Annotated in this window: 12 protein-coding genes and 1 pseudogene; 10 read left to right on the top strand and 3 right to left on the bottom strand. The window is 40.2% G+C overall.

Translation table 11 applies throughout. The annotated features are described in order from the left end of the window. Positions 1-43: 43 nt before the first annotated feature. A complete protein-coding gene (gene tssM, locus AB4407_RS20120; protein ID WP_372121759.1) occupies positions 44-3436 on the bottom strand; it encodes a type VI secretion system membrane subunit TssM in 3393 nt (1130 codons plus the stop codon). A 60-nt stretch (positions 3437-3496) separates the two neighbouring features. Beyond that, positions 3497-4810 carry a type VI secretion system ImpA family N-terminal domain-containing protein gene (locus tag AB4407_RS20115; RefSeq protein ID WP_372121770.1) on the bottom strand — a complete coding sequence of 438 codons (1314 nt, stop codon included), beginning with the start codon at positions 4808-4810 and terminating at the stop codon, positions 3497-3499. A 691-nt stretch (positions 4811-5501) separates the two neighbouring features. Between AB4407_RS20115 and AB4407_RS20110 the strand changes: the two genes are divergently transcribed. The 10 genes and pseudogenes from AB4407_RS20110 (at position 5502) to AB4407_RS20065 (ending at position 16070) form a co-directional block, all read left to right on the top strand. Continuing rightward, entirely contained in the window at positions 5502-6104 is a 603-nt protein-coding gene (locus AB4407_RS20110) for a hypothetical protein (RefSeq protein ID WP_372121758.1), read from the top strand. A 9-nt stretch (positions 6105-6113) separates the two neighbouring features. Then, positions 6114-7601 (top strand): FHA domain-containing protein, encoded by a 1488-nt coding sequence (locus tag AB4407_RS20105; RefSeq protein ID WP_372121757.1) that lies wholly within the window; start codon positions 6114-6116, stop codon positions 7599-7601. Then, the gene (gene tssJ, locus AB4407_RS20100; protein WP_372121756.1) at positions 7594-8094 is read left to right on the top strand and encodes a type VI secretion system lipoprotein TssJ; all 501 of its coding nucleotides are present in this window, start codon (positions 7594-7596) and stop codon (positions 8092-8094) included. The genes AB4407_RS20105 and tssJ overlap by 8 nt, the downstream gene beginning before the upstream one ends. An 11-nt stretch (positions 8095-8105) precedes the next feature. Next, positions 8106-9431, top strand: coding sequence for a type VI secretion system baseplate subunit TssK (gene tssK / locus AB4407_RS20095; RefSeq protein WP_372121755.1), 1326 nt, complete (start codon positions 8106-8108; stop codon positions 9429-9431). Beyond that, positions 9428-10219 carry a type IVB secretion system protein IcmH/DotU gene (gene icmH, locus AB4407_RS20090; RefSeq protein WP_372121754.1) on the top strand — a complete coding sequence of 264 codons (792 nt, stop codon included), beginning with the start codon at positions 9428-9430 and terminating at the stop codon, positions 10217-10219. The genes tssK and icmH overlap by 4 nt, the downstream gene beginning before the upstream one ends. Positions 10220-10367: 148 nt before the next feature. Further along, positions 10368-12728, top strand: coding sequence for a PAAR-like domain-containing protein (locus tag AB4407_RS20085; protein ID WP_372121753.1), 2361 nt, complete (start codon positions 10368-10370; stop codon positions 12726-12728). Positions 12729-12730: 2 nt separating this feature from the next. Next, positions 12731-13288, top strand: coding sequence for an imm11 family protein (locus AB4407_RS20080; RefSeq protein ID WP_372121752.1), 558 nt, complete (start codon positions 12731-12733; stop codon positions 13286-13288). After that, entirely contained in the window at positions 13285-13641 is a 357-nt protein-coding gene (locus AB4407_RS20075) for a hypothetical protein (RefSeq protein WP_372121751.1), read from the top strand. The genes AB4407_RS20080 and AB4407_RS20075 overlap by 4 nt, the downstream gene beginning before the upstream one ends. 228 nt (positions 13642-13869) lie before the next feature. After that, positions 13870-15297: pseudogene (locus AB4407_RS20070) on the top strand (PAAR-like domain-containing protein); the annotation flags it as partial. A 14-nt stretch (positions 15298-15311) separates the two neighbouring features. Continuing rightward, entirely contained in the window at positions 15312-16070 is a 759-nt protein-coding gene (locus tag AB4407_RS20065; protein ID WP_372121750.1) for an AHH domain-containing protein, read from the top strand. Here the strand turns inward: AB4407_RS20065 and AB4407_RS20060 are convergent. Beyond that, positions 15998-16945 (bottom strand): IS30 family transposase, encoded by a 948-nt coding sequence (locus AB4407_RS20060; protein ID WP_372121749.1) that lies wholly within the window; start codon positions 16943-16945, stop codon positions 15998-16000. The genes AB4407_RS20065 and AB4407_RS20060 overlap by 73 nt on opposite strands. Positions 16946-17044 lie beyond the last annotated feature (99 nt).

The raw sequence follows: 17044 nt of genomic DNA, 5'->3' as shown, positions 1-17044 counted from the left end.
ATTTGTATTTGTATTTGTATTTGTATTTGTATTTGTATTTTTACTATATGGCTTCAGGTAGAGTGAAGTTATATAGTTCCGCTAACGTAAACGGATTTCTCTGAGTTAAAGGAGTAATTCGTAAGCTTAGGTCTCTGCCCGATACTTTTATATCACTCACGAAGCTGCCGTTGTGGGTATTTGTCAACGTAGAGTCTCCAAATAACCTATAGATAGCCCATTGACCATTTTTATTCAGTACGTGTTGTTTCCCCTCGTCTGTTACGTCTTGTATTGTGATGCTTATATTGAAGTCTCCATTTTGAGGAGGCCATTCAAGTTCTCGAATTCTGCTAGGGCCATGGTAATAATTGATATTTGAGTCTGCTATCTTCAAGCTTGCTCTGATGGCACTAGAGTCCAGGTCAAGTACTTTTGCGCTAAAAGGAAGATACAGTCGGTTTGTGCTTTTATTGATTAGCGTATCTCTAATTACATTATAATTTCTAAGCTGAACGAGTAACTCAGGTGAGAGCGGCATCGTTTCACCTTCTACTTGTTTTGGTGTCCATAGGTTTGTGTCGTAAAAAGGTGCGAAGTTTTTGACGATGAATGCATCTAGTAACCCCCCTGGTGCAAATAAAAGTTCAAAGTCATCGATTGAAATTTCTTCAGTTGCACTTAAATCGAAAGGGTATTTCCCTAAGCCTAATTCTTTGAACTTGCTATATACTTCACTATACCAAAGAGTTTGTATTCCTTTTGATGATTCAGAAATCATCACGGACCAGCTCTGGTTAACTACGTCTAAAAGCCAACTTCTTACTGGCTCTGGAGATTTTTGAGCGATCTGTTTTAAACGAATAATAGGATCTGCCTCAGTACTCCCCATTCTATGTTGCGCTGCTGACAGCGCGGCCATTTGAGGATCTGGTGCGTCGGCAATATCCTTCATATAAGTTCGAACTCGACTCAGTGCGGTTATCGTCTCATCCCATGGAGTGGGAGAATTTGGAGTTTCATTGATCTGCAGCTGATTCAGGATATGAAATGCCTGTTCAACCCTTTTCATTAATAAGTAATCGGGTTGTACCATTTCTTCAACGAGACCCGGAGCCGCTTTTGCCGCACCGGCAAGTTTTGGGTTAACCTTGGCCATCAACAGACTTTGTTGGCCTATAGGTGAAAATTGTGTGTTTGTATAAACTTGTTTTAAAATAGTTGTCATTGGGGAAGATGGCCCGGAAATTAGATCAATAGCGTTAGTCAATTCCCCTACATTGTTGTAACGTTTTACTTTCAACTCGCTCAAAGTATTTCGCCAATAACTAATGTAATCATCGGTATATTTCTTCCTTACTAGTCTCTTGAAGCTTTCTTGCTCTTTGTCAGTAGGAATTACGTGGTTTGATAGGCCAAGAACCCAATTATCAGTGATAACCTGTTGAGACATTAAATCGACGCGAGGGCGATAAAAAGTACTGAAACCTGTTGATGTATAAACTTTATCGATCTCTAACCGTGCAGGATCTAAGTTATCGTTGAAAACATTGTTGAAGTCAAAACCAACCGCTCGTTGTAGGTTCAAAGTGCCTAAATCGATATCACCAGCTTGTTGTAATAAGCTAGCATAAACCAAATCTACGTTTGAATGAGAAAGCAACGATCGTCTTGTCGCGCGAACAATATTCATGTTTATTGATACCGGCTCAAAATTCGTGCGGAGATAGGCGTCTAAATACTTCATTACGCTAGCAATCGTTTCAGGTTGAGTGCTTAGCTTTTCTAGTGTTGACATTGTTTGTTGACGTAGAAATTTTGTCTCTCGCTTGCTTGGGTCATTTAACATTAAGTAGCCTTTGAGCAAAGGCAGCGCATTGTTAACATTGTCTTGGTTATGTGTTAGCTGTAAACGATATCCCTGTTCAATTGCCGGCATTAGGTGCGTTCTAATTTGCGTGATCAGGGCGTTGTAAGCGACTTTTGTGCTTTCATCGAGACGGCTAACGTTTAGGTTTAAAAGTTCACTATCTAACGCATGTGATCCACTAAGCCATGCTTGATAAGATGGTTGTATGAGTTGGATTGCATCTTCAAGTGAGCTTTCAAAAGATTTATCTCTTTGATCTAGAGATTGTGAGTCGTCAATCCCAATGAGTTGGTTAATCACTCTTAAATTGCTATTTAAAGTCGTTGAAAAGAGGTAAACACCACTCGCAAGCAAAACGATAGATACAGCAACAGCAAAGCGACTTTGTCGCTGGATCATTCTAAGATAAGTTTTGTTTTCGCCTGCAAAGTCCGATTCTGGGAGGATTTGAGAGTCCATCAAGAAGCGAGTGAAATAGGGCGTTTCAGTCAACTGTGTATGTTCTGAAGCAATGATCGGCAAATTGAAGTAGTTACTACAGCTCTTTGCTAATAGGTTGTATTTTCTACCACCTTGGATATTCGATATAAAAAACACTTCGCGGATATCAAGTGAATAGGAGCCAGTATTCAGTTCTGAGAGTCGCTCTATTACTGATGCGATCTCAGTTTGACATAACTCAAACTGTTTAGGGAAAGCTAATATAGCTTGCTTTTCATTTACGTCGTGAGAGTGGGAAGATGAATCCAGTGCATTACTCTCCATCACTTTGACTAAATTTCGAAAACTGTCGTGATAGTATTCAACGAATACTCCTTTAGCTTCCTTCAATGGGATTGATAAAAACTCGACCGATGTTTTTAGGGAGCTAAAGTGAATGTACTCCTTAAAACCTTCTAGTTTATCGAGCTTAGACATCATTAGATAAAGAGGGATTGCTGATGATGTTTTGTCACTTACTGATTCTAATCGATGGTTAAGAGCTGTTAATGTGTAATCTATTTGTTCCGATTCAGAGATAATTAGAAATTCAAAATCAATAAAAAATAGACAACCAGAAAATGGCTTTCTTGGTTTATGTGTAATGACTTCATCTACAAACGCATTCCATAAAGCGCTGTCATTACTTGATACTTCTTGAAATAACAGTCGTTGAGCCGGTTTGATATATACAGCAGAGTCAGATTCATACCATTCGAAAAAATCATTCTTTGCGGTACGAGTTTGATCCATCGGTTTGATCGCACTAGAGTTAAGTAGGAACTGAGTTCGACCCGCATGTTTATTGCCAATCATCAAATATATTGGCTTTTTATTTGAACGACAAAGAAGAGGGCGCATTACCATAGCTAGAGCTTCTTCCTCTGTTTCAAGTTTTAACGCTTTAGTGTTGTTTTTTTTCTTAAGCCACAGTGTCACCTGAAACAACGAATAGATAAGTGTGACAGCGCCTAAAGCAACCCAAAGGTAAAACTTGTCTGTTATATCTAGCCAAAGGATATAAGTAGCAGCGATCGTAGCTGCAAGAAAGAGAAAAACCACCGTTGATATAACAACAGGGTTTCTCATTAGTTTGTGTTTTAACATAAGCCTATTTCGTTGTTTTAAGTTTGTTGTATGATTTGGCCGTAAGACGTTTTCTTAATGTTACGGTTTAATAGCTTTAAGCTCAGACTCTAAGTTTTTAATTTTGTGTAAATAGACGTTGAGTATTTGAAGAGATTTCTGCAGCTCTTTTTGTTGTTTTTCTTTTTCTGCATATTCAATACGGCCAATCAACGGGAAAAGGGAGTTGCTGTATTCGTAAGCTTGTGCTGTTTTCTGACTTTCACTTCCTCTAATTGCATTTGCAAACACAGTTCTCGCGTTTGAGAAGCGTCTATGAAGTTTTATGTAATCTGCGTTTAGCTTTTGTTGCTCATTAGTGAATTCGTTTCGTAAACGTAAGACGGATGATGAGTCTGGGTAAAGCTTAGTTAAATCAATAGTCAATTGATTAAGAGTATCGATTTCGTACACTTTAATTGGATCGGAACCCCAATCTTTCATTAATTCATCTAATTGATTGACGACACTAGGCCTTACATCATCAGAAATCGAAGCGTATTCATATTTTAGTGAATTTACTATTTCATTCAGTTGTGGGATATCAGAAGTAACAATTTTTCTAGCCAACTCTTTTCGTTGATATTGTTTATAAATGAAATGAGAGGATAAAGCCAAAATTAGAGACCCAACGAGAAGGTAGATGACTAAATAATTCGAGGTCGCTTTTCCATCGACTTCAACTGCATTCTTAGGCTTGTTGTTAGACACATTAATTTTAATGGTTGATGGCTGAGCTACTGGTATTGCCTTTTTATGTTCTTCCGAAACGCGGAGTTTTTTTGTGTTTTCTGCTTCAAAGAGTTTTGCTTCGCTCTCTTTATGCTCATCAACCCATTGCTTTAAGGTTCGACGAATTCCCCCTAGTGAAGGCGCTTTTATACCGTAATGTAATCTGAGCTCTTCTTCTATTCTCAAACATAAACGGTGGCATGTTTCGATCAATAGAATGTCGTCGGAACTTGTTTTTATGGACTTAATTCGTTTATCTGTGTGTTCGACCATCCAATCAATCGCTCCGATCCTCGCGTTTGATTTTGTCACCTCTGGATATGCGGTGAACCAATAAATGACACACAAATCTAAGATAGAGTTAAGCCCTTCAACTAAACCTTTCAGGCCTTCGTTGTGCGTAGCGGCAACAGTAAAATAACAGCTACAACGGAAATCTTTACTGTTTTTGGACAGTATTTCTTTCGACAAAGTCTGGACTTTTTTCCAAGAAACTCTGCCTGTGACCTTGTTTATGTTATTAATTTGGCGCTTTATCTCTGTGAATTCATCTAACCCGTTAGGATTGGTTCCGTAGGGTTTTTCTTCATCAATGGGGCGTCTTGTAAAATCTGACGAGAGCATGATCTTAATATCCAACTGTATATACAATGAAATCTAAAAGCAGCGAAACCAAGAAAACTAGCCCGCATGATTTATAATATAGCTATATGATTATATTTTTTAAATGATTCTATAGTTAAAATGAATAATTTGAATATCAAACGGTTTGAAATGTTATGAATATAGCCCGCGTGCGATCGGGATCACAAAACCAAAAAAAAATACCGCACATCATAATTGTTTGTTATTTGAGCTTTCAATGATTCCAATCATTAAATTGACATTATTTTTGTGAAGTCGTACGCGTATTGCTAATAATGTTTATGCTTGTTAAGTGAACAGGCGTTGACGCATTTAATCATTATCTTGAATGTTGGCGGATACCTAATTTAAAAACTGAAGGACTTACTCTACGCTATTTACAAAAACGTATGCATGTTTGTTTTAAATTTGTGAGCGAAAATTACCCATATTTCCACTAACCCATTCAGTTATTTTGTTCTTAACACTTAACTTTTCTATTATTGATAGTTCTAATTCTAAAATGCCATTTTTTTGACTGATTTCTTAATGCACTTTCTAATAGATATATCGTTTTTTTTGCTAGTCATAACGTCGAAATTAGCTTGCAACGTGTTCTCCATCTTGTAAAAGAAATAATACTTGCTATCTTGCGCATCTAATTAATATATGGACGAATTCGGAGGGAAGCATGCGAAAGCTAAGTAAAATCGGTCTAATATCCACTATGTGCCTTTTTTCATCTATCGTGATAGCAAAGGGCGAAAGGTATGGTGGTTCAGTCAATATGCTGAACATTGATAGTATCGAATACAAAGAAGGAACGACTGGACAAGTCGATACATTGCGATACGGCTTAGTCCATACTCGTCCTATTGATGAAAGCAACAACAGATGGCGCTGGTGGTTAGGGTTAAATTATTTATCCGAAGACATCGAAGCCCCAAGTAATGGTGTTTACAACGAGGTGACTAACTACGAATTTCGCATTGTCCCCCAATTCGCATTAGGAAGTTGGTCAATATTTACGCCTTATATTGGCGCAGGTTTATCTTTGGGTTATTCACAATACTCTAACCGCTGGAAAGTCGATCACCAAGGCTTTAGGTATGGAGCACAACTTGAGGACATCGACCAATTTGAAGCCGGAGCTGTTGTCACTCTAGGTAGCGTAATTAAATTGGGTAGTAACCCTGACGCCCACTTGCAAATAGTCCCTCAAACTTCATACATCTTACCTTTTTATAACGAGGGTTTGGGTGGCATTGAGTTTAGTGTTTCTCTTCTGTTTTAAAGGTAATTCATGAGAATAAATCAACTGATTTTGGTGATCTCGAAGTGCCCTGAAGAGTACGTTGGTGCTAAGAGTATAGAGATGCCTGAAGAAGGAGGCTCTTTAGGACGAGAAGCTGGCTGTACCGTAACATTAACGGATCACAACCGATTTATATCTGGTACGCATTGTTTATTGAGTATATATGGAGACACCTATTACATTAGTGATGTCAGTACAAATGGCACGTTGGTGAATGGTAATAAGATCCTAAAGAATCAACCTGTCTCATTGTGTGATGGTGATAGGGTATCCCTTGGTCAGTATGAAGTTAGTATATCGCTAGAATTGATCACAACATCATACGATATTGCCTCTGAAATCGCCCCAGAAAGAGATTCCACCGATCCACTAATGAATTTGGATAAGTCAGTTGTTGAAGAGGATGTTGAATCTGGCGCACTTGAAGACCTTTTTATGGAAACAAAACCTGACGACGTAGACAGTCATGATCCCGTTGAGCATTTAAAGTTTTCGATGCAAAGAGACGACGATTATCTTGTTAGGGATGAAAGTAATGATAAAAATCTTGCGAGTGCATCGACAGAATCTCAAAGGCAAATTGTTGATGATAGCTTAAGTATCCACTCTGAATTTGACCTACCTAATTTGATTCCTGAAGATTGGATGGGATTAGATGAAGAGGCCTCGGCTACTCTTCATGCACATAATCTTAATAACGAGGAAGAAATACCGGGTTACGTACAACCTATTCATGATGACGATTTAAACGGCAACCCTGAAAGCGCTATTGAACGTTCTTCTGTTCCCAAGCATACGTCGATTCCAGTGCAATCTGTTGTTAGTACCCGAAGTTCTGCGAATGTACAAAGTCATAAATGGGAGGAGGTGACACAAGAGTTTGTCCCACATGTTGAGACTCAAGAGCTGTCTTCGGAAAGCGAAAGTAGATCTCAGAACAATATCGCTCTGAGTGAGGCTTCATCTGAGAACATAACACATGCATTCTTCGAAGGGCTCGGTGCAGATATAGAAACCGATTCAAATCATGACGCTCTATTTTTTAAGCAAATGGGCGCGTGTTTACGATTGTGTATCGATAATTTGTACAAAAAATTACAGGGTGTTGAAGAACTTACAGACGAAAACTCGTTTACTAAGAATGAGCTTAGCTTAACCACGTTAATGCTAACCCTAAACAATCAAAACCTGTTAGCTCCAAATGAGCTCATTGAACAGATTTTGGATGAGCTTGATGAACATGACGCTTTGTATTTAAAAACAGTTAACGACCTTGTGTTCGATCAGTTAAAAGTGAACGACCCCCAAAAATTTGAAGATGTATTAAGCCAAGAAACCCGTTTTCTAAGTAAATCAAAGTTATGGCAAAAGTACGGAGAACATTATGACCAGAATACTCGTCAACTCCATGAATCGACATTCAAAGCGTTGATTAAAGAACGATACAATAAGGTTGCAAAAACGAATCATGCATAAACTAATAGCTCCTATTATCTTGTTCCTTTTATCAGGTTGTTCAATGTGGGAACAGTTCAAAGAATCTTCTGGAATAACGCCGGAAACTTCTTCGATTGAACTAGTTATTGAAGCGTCAGAACACCTAAATATACGCGAACAAGGGCAATCATCGCCAGTCATTTTGAGAATTCACGAATTAACGTCTCCCGTTATGTTCCGTAGTTTGGACTTCTTTGCTCTATTCGAAAATGATAAGGCCTCCTTGGGCGGCGAGTACATCAAACGGTACGAATATCAGCTGCAACCCGGTGATAAGCTGCATGAATTGTTAGAGCTAGACCCAACAACTAGAGCGCTAGGTTTTTCTGTCGCATTTAGAGATATTAATGGTTCATCTTGGCGTAAGGTCGAAGTGATCGAAGAGCAAAGTGAGTACTTCCTAAGATTAAAAGTAGAGGGTAGCGAATTATCTTCGAACAATACTCGCGGTATTGAACAGACGTATTTTTAAGGAATTGACGAATGTCTTTATATAACCCAGTTGTTTGGCAAGATGGTATGTTCATGAAGCCTCAGCACTTCCAACAGCTAGATAGGTCTCAAAGCAAATTATCTAACATGCTTAGCTCTAACAGCTCTCCTTTACATTGGGGAGTGAACAAAATCGAGATTAACACCGAGCTATTGGCTTTGGGCAAAATCGGGATCACACGTGCAGAAGGTATATTACAAGACCGCACGCCATTTGATTTACCGCTTCTTGCCGAACTTCCCGAAGTAAGAGATGTTGACGCATCTATTGCGGATAAAGTGGTGTACCTGTGTTGTCCATTGCCATCAGAGCGCTCGGAACTGTTTGGCGCAAGCGGCGATGGTGCTCGCTATAACATGGAAAGCCAAGAGGCCGTCGATTCATGTTATGAATCAGAAGACATGGCAAGTATTGTGGTGGGTAAGCTTAACTTCTTCTTGATGTACGAGCACGAGGACAAGAGTGCATATACATCCATTCCTATTTTAAAAATTTCGGAAGTCAAGCCAGATGGAAGCATTATTCTGGATGAGAACTATATCCCGACATGCATCGATATACACGCTTCTACAGTTTTGAGTAAGTTCGTGACAGAATTTGCTTCAATGCTAAAACACAGAGCAGAATCGATTGTTCAGCGTTTAGGTGTGGTTGACCAACAGGGAGTATCATCTGTTGCTGATTTTATGTTGTTACAAGCCTTAAATCGTTATGAACCGTTATTTTGGCATTTTGCTAGTGTAGAAGGTGTTCATCCCGAGTCGTTTTATCGAACCCTGTTACAAGCTGAAGGTGAACTGTCTACATTGTGTTCAGCATCTCGTAGACCGCAAGAGTTTACAAAATACAACCACCGCCAATTGACTGATTGTTTATCTCGTGCGCTTGATAGCGCAAAAATGACGCTAAGCGTGATGTCAGAGCAACGAGCAATACCTTTAACATTGAGAGAGCAAAGCTACGGAATTCGAACGGCAGCAATCCCAGATAGTAAGATCGTCGAATCTACGACGTTTATTCTTGCGGTTAAAGCAGACGTGCCACTTGATATTTTACATACACAGTTTGTAAGCCAAACTAAGATTGGTTCGATCGACAACATTCGCGATTTGATCAACTTACAACTGCCAGGCATAGAAATGAAACCAATGCCAGTGGTACCTCGAGCGTTACCTTACCATGCAGGTTACACCTATTTTGAATTGGATAAAGCGAGCGATGAATGGAGTACATTGAATAACGCAGCGGCCATCGCTGTCCATATTGCTGGTGACTTCGCGAACTTATCACTACAACTTTGGGCTGTGCGTTTATGAGTTACGTCGAAAACGATGTCACCGTAGTACTGTTCCAACCAGAACCAGGTAAACCAATGGAGGTGATGCCTGCACCTGATTTATCTAGGAATATTGCGGTAAGAGACCTAAATATAGAGAGCATGGGGGTTAACCCATTGGTCGATCAATTTACCTGGTTAATCGCCAGTCTCTCATGTATGTCTTCGATTCCTTGGTTGGACGATCCTGGCCCTTTTAGAGAACAAGTCGCACGAGAAATTCGCAAAGGTGAACGAAAGCTCAATGAAATGGAGTTGGATCGGGCATCAATATTGGTCATACGCTATTGCTTATGTGCTGCAATAGATGAATCTGTGTGTAGGCAAGAGTGGGGCGCTAATAGCCACTGGAGTACCAATAGCTTATTGTCTGAGTTCCATAACGAAACATCTGGTGGCGATAAATTCTTCACTATTTTAGAGCGTTTGAAAGCTGACCCACGAAAATATAGACACGTCATCGAATTCCTTTATCTATTGCTTCAACTTGGGTTCAAAGGAAAATATGGCCGAGAAGACCGTGGTAACGAAAAGCTTTCAGAGATAGGAAATACGATTTATCGTTTAGTTAGAGACGAGCGTTTAGCTGAACAGGAAAAAGTAACGTTAGTTAATTTAAAGGCGAAGTACTTAAAAAAACCGCTAAAACGGGTTATTTCACCGAAGTTAATTCTTGGTGTTAGTACAGCCATCTTTGGCGTTATGTATGTCGCAACCTACTTGATTATTGACCTGAAATTTCAGCAGCTTCTAGATGTATATCAATAGCATCCGATTTAATCATGAGATCTGCAGTCCATTTTTTAAATTAGGCTCAAACTAACAGGCTCTACTTTCATTTTAACTACGTACTTAGAGAGATTGCACCCAGCGCTCTCTTTTATTATGCATTCATTGGAATTTAATTGGACTTACTATGGCCGTAACAGTTTGTGCGAATGGACTCAGCGTAGTTCATCAAGGCTCGGGAGGAGAAGCGAACGCAACGCTTCCTGATGTTTGTTTAACAACAGTCGGCAACGCTGTTGTACCTATTCCCTATGGCAATAATGCAAAGTCTGCTGATTTAGCAGGCGGTACCACTACCGTTTCTATGGATGGTGGTAACAGCATTGCTATTAAAGGCAGTAAATTCAGTGCCAGTACTGGCGATGCCGGTGGTGACAAAAAGGGTGTCTCCTCTGGCACCATTGAAGCCGAGGCAGAATTCATATCGGCTTCTCCTACCGTTAAATTTGAAGGCGTCGGTGTATGTCGCCTGTCTGATCAAATGACGATGAACAAAGCCAACACCATGTGTTTAGGTGGCGCGCAAAACCCTTCGGTTTCAGTAACCGAAGAGCAAGAAGGGACGTATACGGTTGATGTTAAAGTCACATATGAAGATGGAACTGGGTTTCAGGCTCCATATAAGTTGATAGATAGCGGTGGAGCTCACTTTGAAGGTACTCTTGACGAGAAGGGAGAAGCTAGCATCAGCGGTATTGCACGGGGAACTTTTCAAATTGAATATGGCGAGGACATTAGAGATTTTCAGCCTGATAAAAAATATGTCAACACAAACCCATATTATAAGAAAACCTTTGACCCTCATGAGTTGATCGAAAGTATTAAAATAGGTCAAGTAGGTTTCTGGGAAGCTGCCAAAAATCAATCTTCAACAGTTGGCAGCTGGCTCTGGGGGGTTATTGTAGGGGATTTTAATAAAGATCCCACAACTGCCCAGATAATGTTAAATACATTACTTGGTGTAGTCCCGGGAATTGATCAGGTTCTCGATGCAAGGGATATAGCTGCTAACATCTTGTTCCTTAGTGAAGAAGATAATCAGAACAACCAAGAAGCATGGTTAGATCTGGCATTGTCGGGTATCGGCGCCATACCAACTTTGGGTTCAGTTCTAAAAGGAGTTGGAAAGGCAGTAAAGTCAGACAAATCTCGTGATGACGTTTTTGCTCTTGTTAGAGAATATGGTAAAGGTGATGTAGATAAGTTCTTAACGAATCTTGATTGGAATGCTATTAAGTACGAAGTCTTACAAATTATCTCTGAGGCGATTTTGAGTTTCTCTGATGTATTAGACGAGCTAGCAAAAAAAGCCTCTTTATTTGGCTACGATGAATATGCGCTGGAAATTGGAAATTTTAAATCTCAGGTTGAAGCCGTCGAAAAGCAGGCACACCAACATATTCCTGATGCTTTAATGTTTCTGAAAGACAAAGTCGATATGAGCCTTAGAAGAGGAAAATCTAAATCGAATGCTGGCTCTCAATCAGATAAAGGGTCTGCTGAGGCGGGTACGCATGATGATAAAGTCAGCCAAGAAAAGAAAGAGAAGAAGCCCGATAAATGTTGGCTATGCGAGAAGAAAGTAGGGAAGAAGAAAACAGAAAAGCCTTCGGCGACTTACTGTGACCAAAATGGTTTTAAAGGTAAGCACCATAAAAAAACGGACGGTGAGTATGGTTTCGCAGGGCGAGGAACATCTGGGAATGGTCATTATCCATGGCTTAAACTAAAGGCGCACAACAATCGAAAAAATGCTTCTTCAATGCAGCATCCACTCTATGCTCGTTGTTATGACAGAGACTTGAACGGTAAGTATGTTAGACCTCAACAAATTTGGGATAACGAGGAAGGATTAGATGCATTTCAAGAACTAAAAGCCTTAGGAGTTACTGAGAAAGACAAAATGGAAGGTCTTGAGAAGAACTTGCAAGCCCATCATATAATTACTGTTAATGAAATGGAAAATAATGATTTTCTTTTCAAAAAGCTACCGTATCTTGGATACAATCTTAACGATTGGCATAATATAGTTGTTTTGCCTGGTATTCCCGAACTGGCATGTTTCTATGAAATGCCTTTACATAGTGGATCACATCCAACACCTTATACTGACAATGTGAAAAGAAGGTTGAGCTTATTAAGAAATGCTATTCTAGGTTCTAAATATTGCAATGAAAACGACTCTAAAGCACTAGAACTAATAGTAAAGGAGATGCAACAGCATAGCTTAGATGTTTATAAGCAGATAACCCAATTCCGTAGAATGGGTGCTTTGAACCACTCTAACTACGATGTTTATAAAAAAGGAAACAAGGGGTGCTGTAATAAACTTAAACATTCAGATATAGAGAACGATTCAACTCCTTGCAGACATCGAACATTATCGAAAATGGATGCTTCTGTGCATCATGACTTTAGAACCACTAAAGGTGGCACTCCGGCGCGTATTCCTTATGCTGGCGTGGTGATTTCAAAATTAGGGTATTAAGAATGGATTACTATCTGTTATTCAGTAGATTCGAAAATGGTGAAGGAAGTTTTTCTGTCCAGGAGCCGTGGAATTTAGTTTTAGAATATACATTACCTCAAAGTAAACTATTAAAAACTCGAGGAGTTTACCAAGTGGATCAATGTTACGCCGAACGTGGGATGTCCGATTTCCTAAAAGTGGGAATTGGTAAGCTTGCGAGTGAAAAGATACAGCGGGTCTTTTATGAGTATGGGTTTACAGGAATTCAATTCGTTCCAGTCGATGTTGAAAGTAGTGGATTGCATCATAATTATGCATTTATGAATCCAACCGCCCATTATGATTTACTTGATCCCGATGCATCTGAAGCAAGAGATTTGAATGACCATTATGGAGGTTATTCTAGTGTGATTGAAGAGGTTATCGATATAGATAAATTTAAATCAACAAATATCGAATATGACTGCTTCACTTTATCCACTTATAAGGATCCTTATTATGTTAGTGAGAAGGTTAAGGAAGCATTAGAAGAAGCCGGAGTCACTGGAATTGAATTCATACCTATGGAGTTTGCATGATTGAACAGAAGTTTAAGCAAGACGGTTTGCTTTCGGAAACTAAGTCGAACTCATTGTTTCCCAAAATACCGGATTTGGTTCTAGTCTTTTTTCCTTCACCAGGAGTATTTGTAAGAGATACCCTGAAAGTACCGGATGGTTTTAAAACTGAAACAGTAACTTATTATGAAGCCGATGGAGAGCCTTTTGAAAATATGTATGTCTTTTTGCCAGCAGTCTTACAAAGCCAATATGATACTGGAAGAAATGATACTGGCATTGTTTATAGTAAAGATTCGCTTAAGTTTGAATCAGCGCTAATTCAGGCTTTGTTCGAGCAAGGTCCTACAGTGATAGAACATCGTTCAAGTTGATCTGAATAATACATATTCGCTTCTATTCGATGGTCAAATTCGTTCACCTAGCAACAAGTTTTAACTATCAAAGTTGAAGACAATTCCACTAGATTAAAGACTTAAAGTCTGCTGGCTGTGACGACGTTTGGTATGATATAACAGCTCCATATGGTCGTTATTAGACCGTCAGAATTAAAAGCGCCGCAAGGCGCTTTTTACGTTTATTTGCGGCGTTTTTTGAGTTAAGCGAACGCATCGCTTCCTGATGTTTGTTTAACAACAGTCGGCAACTCTGTTGTACCTATTCCCTATGGCAATAATGCAAAATCCGCTGATTTAGCTGGCGGCACCACTACCGTTTCTATGGGTGGTGGTAACAGCATTGCTATTAAAGGCAGTAAATTCAGTGCCAGTACTGGCGATGCCGGTGGTGATAAAAAGGGCGTAGCTTCTGGCACTATTGAAGCCGAGGCCGAATTCATATCAGCTTCTCCTACCGTTAAATTTGAAGGCGTCGGTGTATGTCGCCTGTCTGATCAAATGACGATGAATAAAGCCAACACCATGTGTTTAGGCGGCGCTCAAAACCCTTCGGTTTCAGTAACCGAAGATCAAGAAGGGACGTATACGGTTGATCTATTTCTTTCATACTCTGATGGAGAACCTGTTCAAGGTGCGACATATAAACTGGTCGATCAAACCGGCGCTGCCTTTGAAGGCACATTAGATAATGTAGGCAAAGCTTCGGTGGGTGGCGTTGCCCCGGGAGAGTTTAACATTGATTATGGTGAAGACAGTCGTGAGTTCATGCCGAACATCCCAACTAAAACCAACCCTAATTTCAATCCAAATGCGAATGCCCAATTAATTATTGAAGAAGCAAAGCGAGGCGAGGTTGGTTTCTGGGAAAACTCTTGGAAGAGAATGTCAGGGGCTGCCAGTTGGATCTGGGGGGTAATTTTAGGTGACTTTAATGATGATGCATCGGTAGAGCAAATCATAGCCAACACAGCGTTGACCATGCTCCCCGTCGTAGACCAAGCTGCGGATGTGCGAGATCTCTCAGCCAATATCATGACACTATTAAGTGAAGAAGAGCGAGAGAAGCCAGAAAATTGGTTGGCACTCTCTCTGACTTTGATTGGCTGTGTCCCAACGTTTGGTAGTGCGGTTAAAGGTACATGTAAAGTTGCTTTGAAAGGTGGTAAGGGCACATCGAAAGACACTTTACTCGCGGTACTTCGTGGGATAGGTAAAGGCGACCCAGAAAAGTTCTTACGTACATTAGATTGGGTTGATTACGCCAAGCAGGCGAGCAACATTGTGTCGGATGTTTTAAAACCCTGTATCGAAGTAGCAAGTGAGCTCGCTTCTTACGCTAATCGCATGGGCGCAGACGAACTAGCAGAATACTTCTTAAAGTTAGCCGATGAAGTGAAAATCATCGATAAAATGGTGCCGGATAAACTAAGAGAAGCGATGGGTGAGTTTGACCAGTTATTCGCTCGAATTTTGGGTAAAAGTGAGAGAGCATACCCTGCAAAGGTAAAGCATGGGTCTGGTGATACTGCGCAATCTGGTAAAAATACTAGTAAGGCGAATCAAGAGAAAGATAAAGATGAATTTATTTGTCCTGTTTGTAAGAAGAAACCTGAAAAATGTGATGCTTATTAGAGGTCAATACCATCATGGCTAAAAACTCAACTGTAAAAAAACACAGTCTTGTAAAAGGCTCAGGGCCTGCTTTAGCAAAATCCATCAAATCTAAGCACTATAAGTCGGGCTTCAATGAACATTTATGGGCGGATGGACGTTTGAAAGGGGATGACGGACAGTTCGGACTTCAGGCTCACCACATCATAACAACTAAAAACTTAGATACTCCAGACTGGAAAAAATACAGAGAAGCATATGAGTATGATATAAACACCTGGAAAAATGGGGTAATGTTCCCTTCCAAAACGGATATTGCTTGTAAAGTCAATACACACGTCCATAAGTCTGGCCATGGTGGAGGCTTGGACTTCAAGACCGAGCAAGAACAGTTTTGGGAAACAAGTTCAGATCCTGAAAGTGGTGAAGTAACATCAATTCCGGTAACAAAGGTTCCTGATCCTGTAGTAACTAAGTTACGGCTGGAAGATATAAAGTATATAAAATCGGTTAATCGAGATATTAAAGGTGTAAAAGAAAATGCCCAAAGGAAGTATTATTGTAAGACAGGAAATACAAGATATTTTCAGTCTGATTTAGATGGGGTCTCTGAAGATATTTTAGTGTGTTTAGATAGCTTTTTATATACAATTTCGACTTTTGGCCATGATTACTCTCCGGCAAGCCCGAATTCAACTTCGAAGTGCGACACTCTCCAATATCAAGCAACTAATGCCATTTCTTTAAAGACAATCGCTGGTTGCTTGAAGTCTAAACACTTTTTCGGTCGATAATTTATCCGTGATACAGCGAATTCAATATCGCTGTCTGTTACCGTTGTTAAGTCGGTTCCTTTCTTCACATACTGCCTTAAAAGCCCGTTAGCATTCTCATTGGCTCCACGCTCCCAAGAGCTATAAGGATGGGCAAAGTACACATCAGCCTCCAACGCCTTTGCGATGGTTTCATGGCCTGCAAACTCTCTCCCGTTATCTGCCGTGATGGTATGGACATGTTCCTTATAAGGCATGAGTAGTTCTATGGTGGCTTTAGTGACATCATCTGCTGACTTCGATGGCACCTTCTTGACCACGTAAAATCGTGTTTTACGCTCTAAAATTGTTACCATAGCTCCTGTGCCATGTTTGCCTAATACGGTGTCGATTTCCCAATCACCCAATAGCTTCTTACTGTCAACGATGCTTGGCCTATCATCAATAGAAACAGCATTCTTGATCGCTGGCGCTTTCTCTTTTCTACCGCGACGATACCGCTTGTGACCTTGCCTCAAGTGGCGATATAACTTGCCTCCCAAGCGTTTATCCTGCGCAACAAATCGATAGATCCACTCATGGCTGACAGCAGCACCGACTCTAGTTAATACACTGGAAATCTGCTCTGGACTCCAATCCGATTCTAAAAGGAGGCGGATAAAATCAACACGCTCCTGAGGTATTCTGTATTTACGAGCTGATGTGCGTTTTTTGATTGAGAATACCTGAGCTTCGCTTGGGCAATAATGACTGCCTTTGCTGCCGCGTTTAAGCTCCCGATATACCGTAGAGCGATGGCACTGAACGGTTTTAGCTATTTCAGAAACCGAAATCCCCTGTTCCAAAAGAGCAGAAATCTGGTATCTTCTGCCCTCGGTCAACTGCTGATAATTCATGGTAGTACTGCTTGTTTCTTTGGCGAGAAGAGCGTACCACTTTCAGCAGTTGGCTTCCTCTTCTACACCTTTCCATGAATGTCGCACTTATTATCTGAA

The organism is Vibrio sp. 10N.261.46.E11 (genome assembly GCF_041472735.1).
Taxonomy (GTDB): Bacteria; Pseudomonadota; Gammaproteobacteria; order Enterobacterales; family Vibrionaceae; genus Vibrio.
Note: the sequence above shows the minus strand (reverse complement) of the source record. Positions and strands in the feature narration are given on the sequence as shown.

What these genes read in the sequence shown, in the direction of transcription:
- tssM (WP_372121759.1), bottom strand. Translation starts at nt 3,436, where the DNA reads ATGTTAAAACACAAACTAATGAGAAACCCTGTTGTTATATCAACGGTG.
- AB4407_RS20115 (WP_372121770.1), bottom strand. Translation starts at nt 4,810, where the DNA reads ATGCTCTCGTCAGATTTTACAAGACGCCCCATTGATGAAGAAAAACCC.
- AB4407_RS20110 (WP_372121758.1), top strand. Translation starts at nt 5,502, where the DNA reads ATGCGAAAGCTAAGTAAAATCGGTCTAATATCCACTATGTGCCTTTTT.
- AB4407_RS20105 (WP_372121757.1), top strand. Translation starts at nt 6,114, where the DNA reads ATGAGAATAAATCAACTGATTTTGGTGATCTCGAAGTGCCCTGAAGAG.
- tssJ (WP_372121756.1), top strand. Translation starts at nt 7,594, where the DNA reads ATGCATAAACTAATAGCTCCTATTATCTTGTTCCTTTTATCAGGTTGT.
- tssK (WP_372121755.1), top strand. Translation starts at nt 8,106, where the DNA reads ATGTCTTTATATAACCCAGTTGTTTGGCAAGATGGTATGTTCATGAAG.
- icmH (WP_372121754.1), top strand. Translation starts at nt 9,428, where the DNA reads ATGAGTTACGTCGAAAACGATGTCACCGTAGTACTGTTCCAACCAGAA.
- AB4407_RS20085 (WP_372121753.1), top strand. Translation starts at nt 10,368, where the DNA reads ATGGCCGTAACAGTTTGTGCGAATGGACTCAGCGTAGTTCATCAAGGC.
- AB4407_RS20080 (WP_372121752.1), top strand. Translation starts at nt 12,731, where the DNA reads ATGGATTACTATCTGTTATTCAGTAGATTCGAAAATGGTGAAGGAAGT.
- AB4407_RS20075 (WP_372121751.1), top strand. Translation starts at nt 13,285, where the DNA reads ATGATTGAACAGAAGTTTAAGCAAGACGGTTTGCTTTCGGAAACTAAG.
- AB4407_RS20065 (WP_372121750.1), top strand. Translation starts at nt 15,312, where the DNA reads ATGGCTAAAAACTCAACTGTAAAAAAACACAGTCTTGTAAAAGGCTCA.
- AB4407_RS20060 (WP_372121749.1), bottom strand. Translation starts at nt 16,945, where the DNA reads ATGAATTATCAGCAGTTGACCGAGGGCAGAAGATACCAGATTTCTGCT.